This window comes from Pseudomonas sp. ML2-2023-3 (genome assembly GCF_037055275.1).
Lineage (GTDB): Bacteria > Pseudomonadota > Gammaproteobacteria > Pseudomonadales > Pseudomonadaceae > Aquipseudomonas.
On record NZ_CP146343.1, the window covers coordinates 214,795 to 229,931 of the forward strand.

Sequence of the window (15,137 nt, forward strand, 5' to 3'; positions counted from 1 at the left end):
CATCCAGGCGGATTGTCGGAGGGAGAACCTGAAAAATGTACGGATGCACCCAAGGACTGGGTGCTGAGTGGCGGCCTCGAACAACTGATCACTTTTTGACCAATTGATCCCGGACAGCACTCAAGAGGACTCGCCGGGAGACGAGAAATCTTGTTCCCTACGCAGGCGTTAACCTGATCAGGTTCAACGGGATCCGAAATTATTCGATCTCAGCCTCATAGCAAGGCACCCCGACAAGAACCCGGCCAGTCTAGACAAGAGTGAGGCAGAACGCCAATCCCACAATTAATGCAGTGATGAAAGGCGTAACAATGGCATTGTTGCAAGGTGCCACCACTACTACACTCGCTACGGCTTGAAACCGCGAATCGGGCTCGGGCACTTATTTTTCGCAACCTTGAACTAGGGATCGCTCATGCTGCGCAAACTATCACTGGCTATAGCCGTGTCTTGGGCGACCAGCGCAATGGCTCTGGATACAACCGCCCCATTGTCCAGTCAAAACGGGTTGGTCAGCGTTTACCACGAAGCGGTAGACAACAACGCGGACCTGGCTGCAGCCCGCGCCAATTACGCGGCTCAAAAGGAAGTGGTGCCCCAGGCCCGCGCCGGTTTGCTGCCCAACCTGTCCGGCGGCGCCGAGTCGAGTAATGTGCGCACCGCCATCGACCAGCCTTCGCTGACGACCACCCGCAGCGCCGTGGTGTACCAGGCCACGCTGGCACAACCGATTTTCCGGATTGATCGCTGGTTCCAGTTGAAAGCCGCCGAATCGATCAACGAGCAGGCCGCGCTGCAACTCTCGGCCACCGAGCAGAATTTGATCCTGCAGAGCGCCAACGCCTATTTCTCGGTGCTACGCGCCCAGGACACGCTGGCCGCGACCAAGGCCGAAGAAGCCGCCTTCAAGCGCCAACTGGACCAGTCCCGGGAGCGCTTTGACGTGGGCCTGTCGGACAAGACCGACGTGCTGCAATCCCAGGCCAGTTACGACACGGCACGGGCCAACCGGATGCTGGCTCAGCGTCAGGTAGAAGACGCCTTTGAATCCCTGGTCACCCTGACCAACCGCCAGTACAACGCGATTGAAGGCATGCGCCACACCTTGCCGATCCTGCCGCCGATGCCCAATGACGCCAAGTCCTGGGTCGACACGGCCGCACAGCAGAACCTCAACCTGCTGGCCAGCAATTACGCGGTCGATGCCGCCGAAGAAACCCTCAAGCAGCGCAAGGCTGGCCACGCGCCAACCCTCGATGCCGTCGCGCAGTACAAGACCGGGGACAACGACGCCTTTGGCTTGAGCAACCCCAATGCCCTCAACCAGCGTTATGGCGGCGACGTGTCGCAACGCAGCATTGGCGTGCAGTTGAACATCCCCATCTACAGCGGCGGCCTGACCAGCTCGCAAGTGCGTGAGTCGTACTCGCGCCTGGACCAGACCGAACAGCAGCGCGAAGCCTTGCGTCGCCAGGTGGTCGAAAATACCCGCAACCTGCACCGGGCGGTGAACACCGACGTTGAGCAGGTACAGGCGCGCAAACAGTCGATCATCTCCAACCAGAGTGCACTGGAAGCCACGGAAATCGGCTACCAGGTGGGCACGCGCAACATCGTCGACGTGCTTGACGCCCAGCGCCAGCTCTACAACTCGGTGCGTGACTACAACAACAGCCGTTATGACTACATCCTCGATAACCTGCGCCTCAAGCAGGCAGCGGGAACCTTGAACCCTGGCGACCTGGACGCACTGTCGCGCTACCTCAAGGCCGACTACAACCCGGACAAGGACTTCCTGCCGCCCGACCTGGCCAAAGCAGCCGAAGCCAACTTGCGCTCACCGGGCAATTGAGCCAGCCCCTCCCGCAGGGGGGGATTCACAGAACTATCCAGCTACCACCCCTCCTTGTGAGCACCAGAAGTTAATACGGCACCGGTCGTGTGACCTTCTGGCACTCTCAAGGAACCCCCTTATGACAACGCCCCACCTCGCCCCTGCACAAAACGCCGTTCGGGAACAATTCGCCAACCCGCCCTCACTTGAATCTGTCACCCGGCAAATGCTCGCGGCGGCCATTGCCCAAGAGTACCCCACCCTCAAAATTGATCTGGCCCGCACCCGCCTCGCCGTCCCCCGGCCTCAAGGGGGCTGGGACTTGCAGCCATTCGTGCCCAAGGTGCTGGATTACCTGGGCACAGGCGCCGAACTGGATCTAAGCCCGATCAACACGCAACCCTACTACCTGACCGATGACGCTCCCGACTGGCTCAAGCCCGAAGAGGGCGAGCTGGATATGCGCGTCATCGAGCGCCTGGTCAAAGAGCTGACCTGGCGCCTGCCCATTGGCCTGCAAAATGCTTTGAGCAACTTTTGGTCAGAGCCGGCGGATACCGGCGTCAGCCGTTGGCAATGGCTCAGCGATGTGCTGAAAGACTCCCTGCGCATCGGCGTCCTCCAGCAATCCGACCTGCCTCAGACAGCCCGTGAGGCCATCAACCAAGTGATCAACGCCCCCGAACTTGAAGAGCGTGTCCGTCAACACGCACAAAACGCTGTTCACGCTTACTGGCTCAAAGCCACGCTCGTGAATGCAGGCGTGACCCGCTCCGGGATGAGTTCACGAATCGTCCTGGTGACTCCGGAGCACATACTCGTGTGCAATGCCAACGGCAAGACCCTGACCTATCGAAATCAGGATTCATTGGGCCGGGGCTGGGCCCGAAAGATCAGCCGGTCCTTCAGCGTTGACGAAATCCGTCTTGAACAATATGAACTCGACGGCAATGTATTCGACGCCGCCAGCGCTGCCCTCCTTAACCGGCAGCTGGAGAGTATTGGCTTGCTTGAACTGCCTTCCAGCGTCGGTTGGCAGGCGCTGGACACGGTATACAGGCATATCACCGAGCCCTCCCGCTATTTTGTCGCCGCCCCTCAAGCCAATCTGCACACCCTTGAAACCCTCAAGCAACACTTGCCCGACTGGCTGAAAAACGCGAGTGCTGCCGATCAGGCACGCTTGCGCCAGTACAGCCTGGCCTTGGCCGCGGCGAAAAAAACCAGCCAGGGCCGGACCTACCTGTCCGACATCAGTACGCTGCGTGCGTACGCCGCCGATGTGCTGCATCAACAAATGCGGACCGATCAACTGCAATTTGAGCTGGACACGCCCGTACACGCGATCAGCGAGCTGTTGAACCCCGACGAAATCGAGCTGACCTTTCTGACAGTCGCCGGGGCTTATGGCACCTTGGGTGTCGTGGAGCCCGTGACCATGAGCCTGACCGACCTGGCCCTGAAAAACCTGATCGGTCGTCCCAAAGGCACGCTGAGCGTGCGTCACCATCTGGGTCTGGACCTTCCCCAGTGGCTGACGCCCGATTACATCACACGACGCGGCGGCCTGATTGAACAGGTCAACATCGGCAAAGCCTACCCCGAGCGCCTTGAAAGCTTGCTGCTGAGCAACACACCCGACGCCCAGGCGCGCGAAAAACTGTTCGCCGAGCACCTGCGCGCGCAACTGCCACTCCAAGCCCTGGAACTGTGCCTCAAGCAAGAAGGCTCCATGACCACCCTGGGCGCCAGTTATGTCGCGGCGGTGGTGCAAAACCGCGCCGCCGATCGCGTGGTCGAGGGCGTGCCAGTGGTGATCCGTCACCTGGCGCTGGTGCGACAGCCCGAAGCGGTGCCGGACATCGTCAACAACATGTTCATCATTGAACCCGCCAACGTTGAACATGGCCCGCATGTGCTGTATCACCCGCTCTACGCCCCTTCCTTGCTGGAATTCAGCACCCGTGACGCCTTGCTGGACGCTATCGCCGAGTCCGGGGAACTGCAAAACAGCGTCATCACCTGGTTAAGTGACAGGGCCCGCCCGATCTACGACCACGGAGGTTTCAAGGAACCCCACTTTGTACGTTTTGGCCTGGGTAGCGAATACGACCCCATTGAAGTGCCCAAGCCCGCGCTGCTCGCCGTTGACGGCATCAGCAACGAGTTGCTGCAATACCTGCACAACGGCCAATTGATGCAGTTCCTGTACGGCTGCAATGCCAGGGCTCTGGTGGAACAGGCCAACGCAGAATCGGTGACCAACAGTGAAAGCCGCTGGGCCGCGCTGCTGGAGGGTGGCGGTCTGATTTTCAACAGCCTGCTGATGCTGCCGGCAGTGCCAGCGCCACTGATGCTGACGGGCGGGTTGCTGGGCCTGATGGGCCTGGCCAGCCAGACTATCCCTGCACTCGCAAGTAATGACCCGACCGTCCGGGAGCAGGCCGCCGCCGACATACTGCTCAACGTCGGGCTGTTGCTGCTTCACCAGGCTCCCGGTTCCCGCAGCGTACTCACGACACTGCCCACCGGGCTGCGGACGCAAGCCATGCGCCCGTTTACAACCCTGCGCGTGCCGCAGGTCTGGCCCGAGCCAGCGCCGCCTCGCGTTATCTCCGGCAGCGTGGCGCTGCCCGGCCAATTGCCCAACGCAGAAAGCACCGTGCTGGATTTAAGCTTCGCCAATGCTCGCAATCAGCTGACACCCAGCCAGCGCGAACGACTGGCCGGCTTCAAGGTGACGCGTCCCGCTGCGCTGCCGACCGCACAACCCGACGGCCCCCGCAAGGGACTGTATTACATCGACCGGACCTGGCATGCCTTGATCGACCAGAACCTGTACGCCGTCGATATCGACCCCGAAGGAACGGCGGTCATCGTGTCCATCACCGATCCCCGCCACCCGGGCCCCAGCCTGCAATCAGACCGTCATGGCAACTGGTCGCTTGATCTGCGATTACGCTTGCAGGGCGGTATGCCGCCCAAGCGCATCGCCGCCTTTCAACAACACAGGGCGCTGCGGACAACCCAGCTGGGCAATGATCTGAAAGATTTTTTCCCACGGGAAATACCTCTGCAAAGAGCCGTTGAAATCACTCACAAGGCCCTGAAAAACGCTAACGCCGACCCCCGTTTCACCGAGCAACAACTGGCCGGCCTGCGTGACAAACTGAGTACAGCCCTGCACGCCGAATTGAGCGCTTACCAGGCATTGCTGGCCAGCAATCAGGAACGCATTGAGCTCAAGATCCCCTTTCACGAAAGCATCGTGGTGTCCTTGCTCGAAAAGTCCTTCGACAACCGCAGTTTTTCCATGGCCATTTCGGCAGGCGAGCAGAGCGCACTGATGCAAAAGTGGGCGCAGTTCACCACCCCGGGGCCCGGCCAGGAAGCGGCGGCAGAAACCGATAGGGCAGGCTTCGCCCAGTTCATGCATGAGCAGGTGGCACTCAACCAGGCCACCATCGAACGCATCGAGCAAAGAAACCACTACCTGGAAGAATTGTTCAACCTCAGCGAAGCCGGGGCCACCGTTGCCGGCAATCTGGCCCTGGAGATTCCCGCCGACGCGCACACCAGTCTGAGTCTCAAAAGCTTTCAGCTGGACTGCCTGAAACTGTCCAGTTCCATGCCCTTGGCAGGCAGCATGGTAGAGGGCACTCTGGACATCACGATTGATCCGCTTAAAGAGCATGTAAACACCCATAACCAGCTCAACCTCCTGGAGTTCGACACCAGCAAGCGCCTCGAAATTCTGGGCAGTCTGGTGGAGTGCTACGGGCAGGCGCTGGATGCCTTGCAAGGAATTGGCATCGTTTACAGCGATGAACTAAACCTCGAATACTTCAACCAGCTATCTGCCCTGGTCACCGATCTTTACCAGGACGCCACCCGCCAACTGGCGGCCGAAATCAGGCCGCCGGCGCAACCGCCAGCCAAGAAGCCACGCAAACGCACACCTTCGACTGCGGGCGTGCGACCCAGAAAAATGATCAGTGTGCGAGGCAAAGGCAAGTTGATTGGCGAGCTAAGACCCGCCGACAGCGAATGGCACAAGGAGGTCATTGAAGTCCGTTCCGACTACGACAAACACCTGCTCTCGACCTACTTGCAGCATGGCGACGAATGGGTCGAGATCAAGGCCGATCACCCCGTACCAGCACCGCACACCCGGCCTCTCAACGTCATCAAGGGCGATGCGCGCAAGCTGTTCAGCCAGTTCGAAGGTCATCTGCGCAAGGCCGGGAACTACAAGGCCCTGTCCCGCCACCCCCAGGAGGTCGAAGAGCTGCTGACCTACGAGGCCCAAAAACTCGACAAACTGGCCACCGAAATGCACGTCGCCTTGCAAGCTCAGCCTGACGACGCTCGCCTGCAGGACGATCAAACCCTGGTCAACAGGATGCGCAATGCGGCGCAGCAGATGGTGAGTGAAGGCAAGGCCATGCGCATTCAGTTGAGCCTGGAACTGCCACCGACCCACGGCAACCTGCAGTACCTGATTGATCAGGAACTGGTCCAGATTGCCGGTCTTGGCAGGCGCATCCAGTTAACGGGCGAGCGCAGGGACTTTATCCAGGAGTATGCAATCAACGACCGTAAGGGTGAGGCGCTGTGGTATGCCCACTTTCACTATGCCGAGGCCGACACCCCGAAGCAGGACTACACCGTGGCTCATTTGAAGACCAAGGCACAACGCACGCTCAGCTATTGGTCGCAGCTGGCCAATGCAAAAAGCGGACAAGCCATTGTCAACGTCCACCGTGGCCAGATCGGCCGGGCACTGGCAGAACGCTGGTTTCTGCCAGTGGGCCAATAGGCTTAGCGCGCCATCAAGCGCGCCAGGCCGTCGAGCAATCGCTGCAAGGCGCCCTGATTGAGCTGCATGACTTTGAGGCCTGCCTCAGCCATGCGCTGTGCGTCTTGCGGCAACTCAAACAGGCGCTGCACGGCGAGGGCCAGACCTTGCGCATCCTCGACCTCTTCCAGGGCTGCCGCTTCGCGCAGCTTGGCGGCAATTTCGAGGAAGTTGAACAGGTGCGGCCCGCTCAGCACGGGCTTGGCCAGCGCCGCCGGTTCCAGCAGGTTATGCCCGCCGTTGGGCACCAGGCTGCCACCGACAAAGGCGCTGTCTGCCAGGGCATACAAAAACAGCAATTCACCCATGGTGTCGCCCAGCAGCACCTGGGTTTGAGCCGCAACCGGCTCACCGCTTGAGCGGCGCACGGTGGCAAACCCTTCGCGCTGGCACAATTGGAATACCGAATTGAAACGTTCAGGATGACGCGGCACCAATATCAGCAGCCCATTGGGGTAACTGGCGAGCAATTGACGATGGGCCGACAACACGATCTCGTCTTCGCCCTCGTGGGTGCTGGCAGCAATCCACACCGGACGCTCTTGCGCCTGCCATTGCTCACGCAACGCTCGGGCTTTGACCAGTAGTTGAGGATCAATACTCACGTCGAATTTGATCGAGCCGGTGACCTCAACGCATTCAGGGCGCGCGCCCAGGAGCCGAAAACGCTCAGCCTCCGCCTCGGTCTGCACGGCGATCAGGCTCATTTCTTCGAGCATGGGCCGGGTCAGGCCCGCAAACCGCGCATAGCCTTTGGCCGAATGCGCAGACAACCGGGCATTGGCCAGCGCCACCGGGATTCCGCGCTTGGCGCACTGGTGGATATGGTTGGGCCACAACTCGGTTTCCATGATCACGCCAAGCCTGGGCTTGACCCGATCCAGAAAGCGCGCTGCCGCCCACGGCAAATCGTAGGGCAGGTAACAATGCTGAATACGCGGCTCGTTTGCGAACAGCGCCTGGATCCGCTCGGACCCGGTCGGCGTCATGCAGGTCACGGTGATCGGCAACTGTGGATAACGCTTGAGCAGCTCGCGAATCATGGGCGCAGCGGCAATGCTCTCGCCTACAGACACCGCATGTACCCATATCCCGCCCGGCTGCAGGACCGGCAGGTTCAAGGCAAAACGTTCGCCAATGCGCCGGGCATAGGCTGGCGCCTTGCGCGCCCGCAGCCACAAACGAATCGCCACCAGCGGCAGCCCCAGATGAAACAGCAAGGTGTAGAGAGTTCTATTCATGGGCACGGAGTTTACTTGAAAAAGTATTCACGATGATGGCACCGAATAGCCCTTGCCCTGTCGCAACCAGAACGCACTACACACTTTCACAACTACTAGAATGGCTAGCTGTTAAATTGCCCCGCACCACACTCAGGACTCCACCATGAACGCCTACTACTATCTGGCCATCGCCATTTGCGCCGAAGTGATTGCAACCGTCTCCATGAAAGCGATCAAGGGCTTCAGCACGCCATTGCCTCTGGTTCTGGTGATTGCCGGCTACGCCACTGCGTTCTGGATGTTGACCCTGGTGGTTCGCACCATCCCGGTAGGCGTGGCTTACGCCGTGTGGGCAGGCATGGGCATCGTGATGGTGAGCATCGCGGCACTGTTTATCTACGGTCAAAAGCTCGATGTGCCTGCCATGCTCGGCATGGGCCTGATTGTGTTGGGGGTGGTGGTGATCCAGTTGTTCTCGAAAACTGCGGGGCACTGAAACAGCCCACCCTGTAGTCGCTGACGAGGAACGAAGGCTGCGAGCTCTTCCAGATCAAGAGCTCGCAGCCTTCGTTCCTCGTCAGCGACTACCCAGGCAAGTTGCGTCTGCCATAGAGTATTTACAGGTCAAGGCAGGTTGAAGATCAGACTGTATACTTGCGGTCTTTGTCTTTAAACGCTGAGGTCGCTCATGCCATTTGTTATTTCCACCGACGTGCTGATTGTCGGCGCTGGTGTTGCCGGCCTCTGGCTCAATGCCCGCCTGCGACGTCAGGGGTTTTCCACGATTGTGGTCGAACGTGAAAGCCTGGGCGGCGGTCAGAGCGTGAAATCTCAGGGCATCATTCATGGCGGCGCCAAGTACGCGCTGCACGGCGCCCTGACCGGCGCCTCTGAAGCCATCGCCGATATGCCCCGGCGCTGGCGTGAAGCCCTGGCCGGTGATGGCGAACTGGATCTGAGCGGCGTGCGCCTGCTCTCCGAAGCCCATTACCTGTGGTCACCCGGCACGCTGGCGGGCAACCTCACCAGCTTTTTTGCCAGCAAGGCCGTACGGGGCCGGGTCGATCAAGTCAAAGGCGACCAATTGCCCCCCGCCCTGCAAGACCCGCGCTTCAAGGGCAAGGTCTATCGTCTGGCGGAGCTGGTGGTCGATGTTCCCAGCCTGATTGAGCGTCTGGCCGAGTTGGCGGGCGACGGCCTGCTGGCCGGCCAGACCATTGAACCCCTGTTTGAAAACAACGAGCTGATCGGCCTGCGGGTCGACGGACGCGACATTCATGCCCAGCGCATTGTATTGAGCGCAGGTGCAGGCAATGCCGAGCTACTGGCCAGTGCCGGTATCAGTGTTCCAGCCCAGCAACTGCGTCCGTTGCACATGGTGCTGGTCAAGGGTCCTAGCCTCAAACCGCTCTACGCCCATTGCCTGGGCGGTGGCCCCAAGCCGCGCATTACCGTCACCACCCACCCGGCCGCTGATGGTGAATGGGTATGGTACCTGGGCGGAGACATCGCCGAAGCCGATGGTGTTGCCCGCGAACCTGCCGAGCAAATCGCCGTTGCCAAAAAAGAGCTGGGCAATTTGCTGCCGTGGGTCGATCTGAGCCAGGCGCAATGGGCCACGTTGCGGGTCAACCGCGCCGAGCCTGCGCAGTCGGGCCTGGTGCGCCCGGACAACGCCTACCTGGCGGATCAAGGCCGCCTGCTGGTGGGTTGGCCTACCAAGCTGGCACTGGCACCTGACTTCTCGGATCGCGTGATCCAGGCACTGGAAAACGACGGTATCAAGCCGGGCAATGCCCCGGCCCTGCCTGCGCTACCGCGCCCGCCTCTGGGCAAGACCGCCTGGGAGCAACTGTTGCCATGAGCCAGCCAACCCTGCACGAACTTCATCGACCGCTGGGCCGTACCGGCCTGCTGGTCTCGCCACTGGGCCTTGGCACCGTGAAGCTGGGCCGCGACCAGGGGGTCAAGTACCCCAGCGGTTTTCAGATACCGGGGGATGACGAAGCGCGAATGCTGCTCAAGCTCAGCCGTGACCTGGGCATCAACCTGATCGACACCGCGCCCGCCTACGGCCGCAGTGAAGAACGCCTGGGCCCGCTTTTGCGCGGCCAGCGCCAGGACTGGGTGATTGTCAGCAAAGTGGGCGAAGAGTTCGTCAACGGCCAGTCGAGCCATGATTTCAGTGCAGCTCATACTCGGCGCTCGGTGGAGCGCAGCCTGCAACGTTTGGAAACGGATTTCATCGATCTGGTCCTGGTGCACTCTGACGGCAATGACCTTGCGATTCTCAATGAGTGCGAGGTCTACGAGACCCTTGCAGAACTGAAACGCGAAGGCAAGATTCGCGGCTTCGGCCTGTCGGGCAAAACCGTTGAAGGCGGGCTCAAGGCCCTGGAAACAGGCGATTGCGCGATGGTCACCTATAACCTCAATGAGCAGGCCGAGCTGCCTGTTATCGAATTCGCCGCGGCCCACGGCAAAGCCATTCTGGTTAAAAAAGCATTGGCCAGCGGGCATGTTTGCTTGAGCCCGGGGGTTGATCCGGTACGCGCCAGCTTCGAACTGGTATTTGGCCATCACGGAGTTGCCAGTGCTATTGTCGGCACCATCAATCCGCTGCACCTGGCCCATAACGTGGCGACGGTTGCGCAGGTACTGCGTAAAACCTGAAGCTGGCGATGTGGCCGACCCCGACGCAAGAAGGAGCCAAGATGCCGCGCATGCTGATCCGCAAGAACCCCAGCGACTTCAAAACCCTGCCGTTGTATGTCGAAGCCACACCTGAGGGGCTGAGCTATCAAAGCGTCGGCATGCCGCTGAACTTCACGCAAACCCTGCAAAAACGCCGACCGGTGAAAGTGGCCAACAGCGAGCGCTTTTCCCTGGAACTGGCAAACCTTGGGGTATCGGTGCGCTTGACCTTGCATTGGCAAGGCCGCGACTACTGGGTGTTGGTGCGCCAGCGCAGGCAGGATCGGGGCGATGTGGTGCTCAAGCTGATTTCAGGCTATGTGCCAGCCCATGAGGTCAACCTGCCCCTGCATACGGCGATCCAGGAAATTGCCGAAGAGTGCTTGCTGGAAACCCCCGAAGGCTGGCTCAGCGGGCGCTTCAACGAAACGTGGCTACCGGCCCCCTATGCAGCCGCCCTGCATTACCGTGAAGCCCTGCCCTTTCGCCTGACGCCACTGTCTGGAGCTGCGCGGCCCGTGCGCTGTGGCAGCCAGCCCCTGCTGGAACGACCACGGGCCTACGTGCATTTACCGACGGCGTCACTGCAACTGATTTACGACCTGCGCCTGGAGGTCCCCAAGGAAGCCAAGTCCCTGAGCCTGTTTCATGTCGACGAGCGACTGGAAGGTGATCAACTGGTCGCGCGCCTGGACCGCAAGCACCCGGACCTGTACTTGATCCCGCTGACCGATGGCCAGCCCTGCGCCGAGCTGTACACCCTCACCAAAGACCAATTGCACCCTGCCAGTACCCGGGGCGTGCGTCTGGCCGAGAGCTTTGCGCCTCAGGACGGTTGGGTGGTACACGACGAGCGGATTCACTGGAAGGATTGGGTCAAGCAGCAAGGCTTGAGCCCGCCGACACCGGAGTCCAGGCTCAAGCGCCTGACCGGCAGGGCGCGGCAGATATTCAGAAAGGTCGTGAAGAAGGTTTAAACCCGGAGCAATGCACGTGTGGGAGTGGCCTTGCTCGCGATACAGTCGAGGCGGTCTTCAGAAAAACCGGGGCGATCTTATCGCGAGCAAGCCCGCTCCCACATTGCATTCGCTTGATCGTTACTGACCGCGAATCTTCTCGACAATCGCCGTGGTCGAGCTGTTTTCAACCAGCCCCAGCACTTTGACCGTACCGCCATAAGCCGCCACGATATCGGCACCGACCACTTGATCGATCCCGTAATCACCGCCCTTGACCAGTACATCCGGCTTGACCTGGGCCAGCAGGTTCTCTGGAGTCGCTTCAGGGAAGCTGATCACCCAGTCCACCGCGCCCAAACCCGCCAATACGGCCATACGCCGGTCAACGCTATTGATCGGGCGACCAGGGCCTTTGAGGCGACTCACTGAAGCGTCATCGTTGACCGCAACGATCAGGCGATCGCCCTGGGCCCGCGCTTGCTCCAGGTAGGTCACATGACCGGCATGGAGGATGTCGAAGCAACCATTGGTGAAGACGATTTTCTCGTTATGCGCCCGTGCATCTTCGATGGCCTGTAACAGCTGATCTAGGCTCAGAACACCACGCTCAGAACCTTCGGAGCGCTGAATCGCCCGGCGCAGTTCCGGCGCACTGATGGCTGCCGTACCCAGCTTGCCGACAACAATACCGGCCGCCAGATTGGCCAGCGCCACGGCGTGGGGCAGTTCTTCACCGGCAGCAATGGCGGCGGCCAGGGTCGAAATAACGGTATCGCCAGCACCTGTAACGTCAAACACTTCACGTGCCCGAGCGGGCAAGTGCATGGCTGCAAAGCCCGGACGCAACAAGGTCATGCCATGCTCGCCACGGGTCACCAGCAAGGCCCCCAGATCCAGATCAGCCATCAGCCTGGCGCCTTTGGCCACCAGGTCAGCCTCATCGGTGCAGCCACCGACGATGGCTTCGAACTCGCTGAGATTGGGCGTGATCAGGCTTGCACCACGGTAGATAGAGAAGTCCTTGCCCTTGGGGTCAGCCAGAACCGGAATACCTTTGGCCCGCGCAGCCTGGATCAGCACCTGATGGTTTTTCAGGGCGCCTTTGCCGTAGTCGGACAGCACCAGCACCTTGATGCCTTCGAGCAGGTTTTCAACTTCGGCGCCCAACGCCAGGGCGTCAGTGGCGAACGGTTCTTCGAAGTCGATACGCAGCAGTTGCTGGTGACGGCTCATGACCCGTAGCTTGACGATGGTCGGCTGGTGCGCGATTCGCTGGAACAATGCACGAACACCGGCGCCTTCAAGCCGATTGGCCAGGCTGTCGGCGGCTTCATCGTCGCCGGTCACACCGACCAATGAGGCAGGCGCACCCAGTGCGGCAATGTTGAGTGCAACGTTGGCAGCGCCGCCCGGGCGGTCTTCGATTTGCTCGACCTTGACCACCGGCACCGGCGCCTCAGGCGAAATCCGTGAGGTCCCGCCATGCCAATAACGGTCGAGCATGACATCGCCTACCACCAAGACAGGGGCTTGATCGAATCGCGGCATGGACAACTTCATGGAGATCCCACATACAAAATGAACAGGGGCGCGATATTAACACAGGGTGAACGCAGGTCCGTTCACGGTATTAATCGCAGCGAATGAGAATCAGGCATAGCGAACGCGTTGTGTCGCCGCTACCGAAGGCTCCGGCAGCGGCGACACCCTGCTAGGCGATATCGCCCGAGGTTTGAGGCGCATCAAGGCCCATCGAGTGAAGGCGCGCGTAGTAGCCGTTTTGCGCCATCAGCTCGGCATGGGTGCCGCGCTCGACAATTTGACCCTGATCCATGACCAGGATCAGATCGGCTTTCTCGATGGTCGTCAGGCGGTGAGCGATCACCAGCGTGGTACGGCCTTTCATCACGTGGTCGAGTGCTGCCTGGATATGGCGCTCAGACTCGGTATCCAGCGCCGAGGTGGCTTCATCCAGAATCAACAATGGCGCATTCTTGAGCAACGCCCGGGCAATGGCCAGACGCTGGCGCTGACCGCCGGAAAGCAGCACGCCGTTCTCGCCGACCTGAGTGTCCAGGCCTTGTGGCAATTGCTCGATAAAGTCCATCGCGTAGGCATCACGCGCCGCTTTTTCGATATCGGCACGGGGTGCACCCGCCAAATCGCCATAGGCAATGTTGTTGGCCACGGTGTCGCTGAACAGGGTCACATGCTGAGTCACCTGGGCAATATGACGGCGCAGGTTAAGCAGGCGGTAGTCCTCGATATCAACACCATCGAGCAGAATTTCGCCCGACGTGTGGTGATAGAAACGCGGAATCAGGTTCGCCAGTGTCGACTTGCCGCTACCGGAACGCCCCACAAGCGCCACCATCTGCCCTGGTTCGGCCGTGAAGGTCACGTCCTTGAGCACCTGACGATCGGTGTCCGGGTAGGTGAAGTTCAGGTTACGCACTTCAAGGCGACCGCTGACGTGGTCGCGCTCAACAGTGCCGGTGTCTACTTCAGGCTGCTCGTCCAGTTGTTCAAAGATGCTTTCAGCACCGGCCACACCCTTCTGGATCGTCGAGCTGACTTCAGACAGCTGGCGAATCGGCTTGGGCAACAAACCGGCCAGGGTGATGTAGGCAATCATGTCGCCCGCCGAAGAGTCGCCGCGCAGGTAAAGCACCAGGAACATCAGGACGCCCATGGCCACGTAGATGACCAGTTGCAGCATCGGGGTGTAAATCGCCCCGGTACGGGTCATGCGCAGTTGCTTGTCAGTGTTGCTCTGACTGGCTTCCAGAAAGCGCTTCTGCTCGTAGGCTTCACCGCCAAAACTGCGTACAACGCGATAACCCTGAATAGTTTCCGAGGCGACGTGCGTCACGTCACCCATCGCTACCTGGATCTTCTTGCTTTGCTTGCGGAATTTTTTGCTGGCCGTGCTCACCATGACGGCAATCAGCGGCAGGATCGCAACCATCACCAGCGTCAGGCGCCAGTTCATCCACAGCAACGAGCCAAACAGGAACACAACGGTCATGCCTTCACGGATGACGACCTTGATCGCATCGGTGGCAGCGCCGGTGACCATGGTCACGTTGAAGGTGATACGGGAGATCAGGTGGCCCGAGTTGTGCTTGTCAAAGTAGCGATTGGGCAGTACCAGCAGGTTATTGAACAGCTGAACCCGCAAGTCATGCACCAGGCCCAGAGACACCTTGGCCAGGAAGTAGTTACCCAGGAAGGAACCCAGGCCCTGCCAGGCGGCGATCAATACGATCAGTATCGGCACGACCTGCAACAGGCGCAGATCACGCAAATAGGGAACAGTGGGGAACAGCACTGCATCCGGATTGGACAGGCCATCGACGAAATACTTGAGGATGTAACCAAGCATTGGCTGGGTCGAAGCGAAAATAAGAAACCCGAGGATACTCAGCAGGAAAAGGCCGACATAAGGCCGGACATAGCTGAGCAGGCGCAGATATATCTTCAAGCTCGATTCGCTTGTGCTGGGGCTGGATTCGGTCATATCACGCGGCGGTTAGTCAAAAAGGATGCTGACTTTATCACAGCTTCTC

Annotated in this window: 9 protein-coding genes and 1 riboswitch; of the genes, 6 read left to right on the plus strand and 3 right to left on the minus strand. The window is 60.1% G+C overall.

Translation table 11 applies throughout. The features are described 5' to 3' along the window. Window positions 1-137: 137 nt before the first annotated feature. A riboswitch (TPP riboswitch) is annotated at window positions 138-243 on the minus strand. Between the two features lie 172 nt (window positions 244-415). Next, window positions 416-1,852 (plus strand): TolC family outer membrane protein, encoded by a 1,437-nt coding sequence (locus V6P94_RS00940; protein ID WP_133076668.1) that lies wholly within the window; start codon window positions 416-418, stop codon window positions 1,850-1,852. 121 nt (window positions 1,853-1,973) lie between these two features. After that, window positions 1,974-6,653 (plus strand): dermonecrotic toxin domain-containing protein, encoded by a 4,680-nt coding sequence (locus V6P94_RS00945; RefSeq protein WP_338648884.1) that lies wholly within the window; start codon window positions 1,974-1,976, stop codon window positions 6,651-6,653. Window positions 6,654-6,655: 2 nt separating this feature from the next. Here the strand turns inward: V6P94_RS00945 and waaA are convergent, their stop codons facing one another. Next, window positions 6,656-7,933: a lipid IV(A) 3-deoxy-D-manno-octulosonic acid transferase gene (waaA, locus tag V6P94_RS00950; protein ID WP_338648885.1), complete on the minus strand. Its 1,278-nt coding sequence runs from the start codon at window positions 7,931-7,933 to the stop codon at window positions 6,656-6,658. 145 nt (window positions 7,934-8,078) lie between these two features. Between waaA and V6P94_RS00955 the strand changes: the two genes are divergently transcribed. From V6P94_RS00955 to V6P94_RS00970, 4 genes are all read left to right on the plus strand, one after another. Next, entirely contained in the window at window positions 8,079-8,411 is a 333-nt protein-coding gene (locus V6P94_RS00955) for a multidrug efflux SMR transporter (RefSeq protein WP_016783272.1), read from the plus strand. 192 nt (window positions 8,412-8,603) lie between these two features. After that, complete coding sequence (locus V6P94_RS00960; RefSeq protein ID WP_338648886.1) at window positions 8,604-9,779, plus strand: FAD-dependent oxidoreductase; 1,176 nt, start codon at window positions 8,604-8,606, stop codon at window positions 9,777-9,779. Next, window positions 9,776-10,588, plus strand: coding sequence for an aldo/keto reductase (locus V6P94_RS00965; RefSeq protein WP_219262146.1), 813 nt, complete (start codon window positions 9,776-9,778; stop codon window positions 10,586-10,588). The genes V6P94_RS00960 and V6P94_RS00965 overlap by 4 nt, the downstream gene beginning before the upstream one ends. A 41-nt stretch (window positions 10,589-10,629) precedes the next feature. Beyond that, complete coding sequence (locus V6P94_RS00970) at window positions 10,630-11,586, plus strand: metal ABC transporter ATPase (protein WP_219262147.1); 957 nt, start codon at window positions 10,630-10,632, stop codon at window positions 11,584-11,586. Window positions 11,587-11,706: 120 nt separating this feature from the next. Here V6P94_RS00970 and hldE read toward each other — a convergent pair whose 3' ends face one another. Then, window positions 11,707-13,128 carry a bifunctional D-glycero-beta-D-manno-heptose-7-phosphate kinase/D-glycero-beta-D-manno-heptose 1-phosphate adenylyltransferase HldE gene (gene hldE / locus V6P94_RS00975; protein WP_133076674.1) on the minus strand — a complete coding sequence of 474 codons (1,422 nt, stop codon included), beginning with the start codon at window positions 13,126-13,128 and terminating at the stop codon, window positions 11,707-11,709. A 151-nt stretch (window positions 13,129-13,279) separates the two neighbouring features. After that, complete coding sequence (gene msbA / locus V6P94_RS00980; RefSeq protein ID WP_133076675.1) at window positions 13,280-15,088, minus strand: lipid A export permease/ATP-binding protein MsbA; 1,809 nt, start codon at window positions 15,086-15,088, stop codon at window positions 13,280-13,282. Window positions 15,089-15,137 lie beyond the last annotated feature (49 nt).

Bases quoted from the DNA above. Each gene is read 5' to 3' on its own strand.
- V6P94_RS00965 (WP_219262146.1), top strand. From the start codon at position 9,776: ATGAGCCAGCCAACCCTGCACGAACTTCATCGACCGCTGGGCCGTACC.
- msbA (WP_133076675.1), bottom strand. From the start codon at position 15,088: ATGACCGAATCCAGCCCCAGCACAAGCGAATCGAGCTTGAAGATATAT.
- V6P94_RS00960 (WP_338648886.1), top strand. From the start codon at position 8,604: ATGCCATTTGTTATTTCCACCGACGTGCTGATTGTCGGCGCTGGTGTT.
- hldE (WP_133076674.1), bottom strand. From the start codon at position 13,128: ATGAAGTTGTCCATGCCGCGATTCGATCAAGCCCCTGTCTTGGTGGTA.
- V6P94_RS00970 (WP_219262147.1), top strand. From the start codon at position 10,630: ATGCCGCGCATGCTGATCCGCAAGAACCCCAGCGACTTCAAAACCCTG.
- waaA (WP_338648885.1), bottom strand. From the start codon at position 7,933: ATGAATAGAACTCTCTACACCTTGCTGTTTCATCTGGGGCTGCCGCTG.
- V6P94_RS00945 (WP_338648884.1), top strand. From the start codon at position 1,974: ATGACAACGCCCCACCTCGCCCCTGCACAAAACGCCGTTCGGGAACAA.
- V6P94_RS00955 (WP_016783272.1), top strand. From the start codon at position 8,079: ATGAACGCCTACTACTATCTGGCCATCGCCATTTGCGCCGAAGTGATT.
- V6P94_RS00940 (WP_133076668.1), top strand. From the start codon at position 416: ATGCTGCGCAAACTATCACTGGCTATAGCCGTGTCTTGGGCGACCAGC.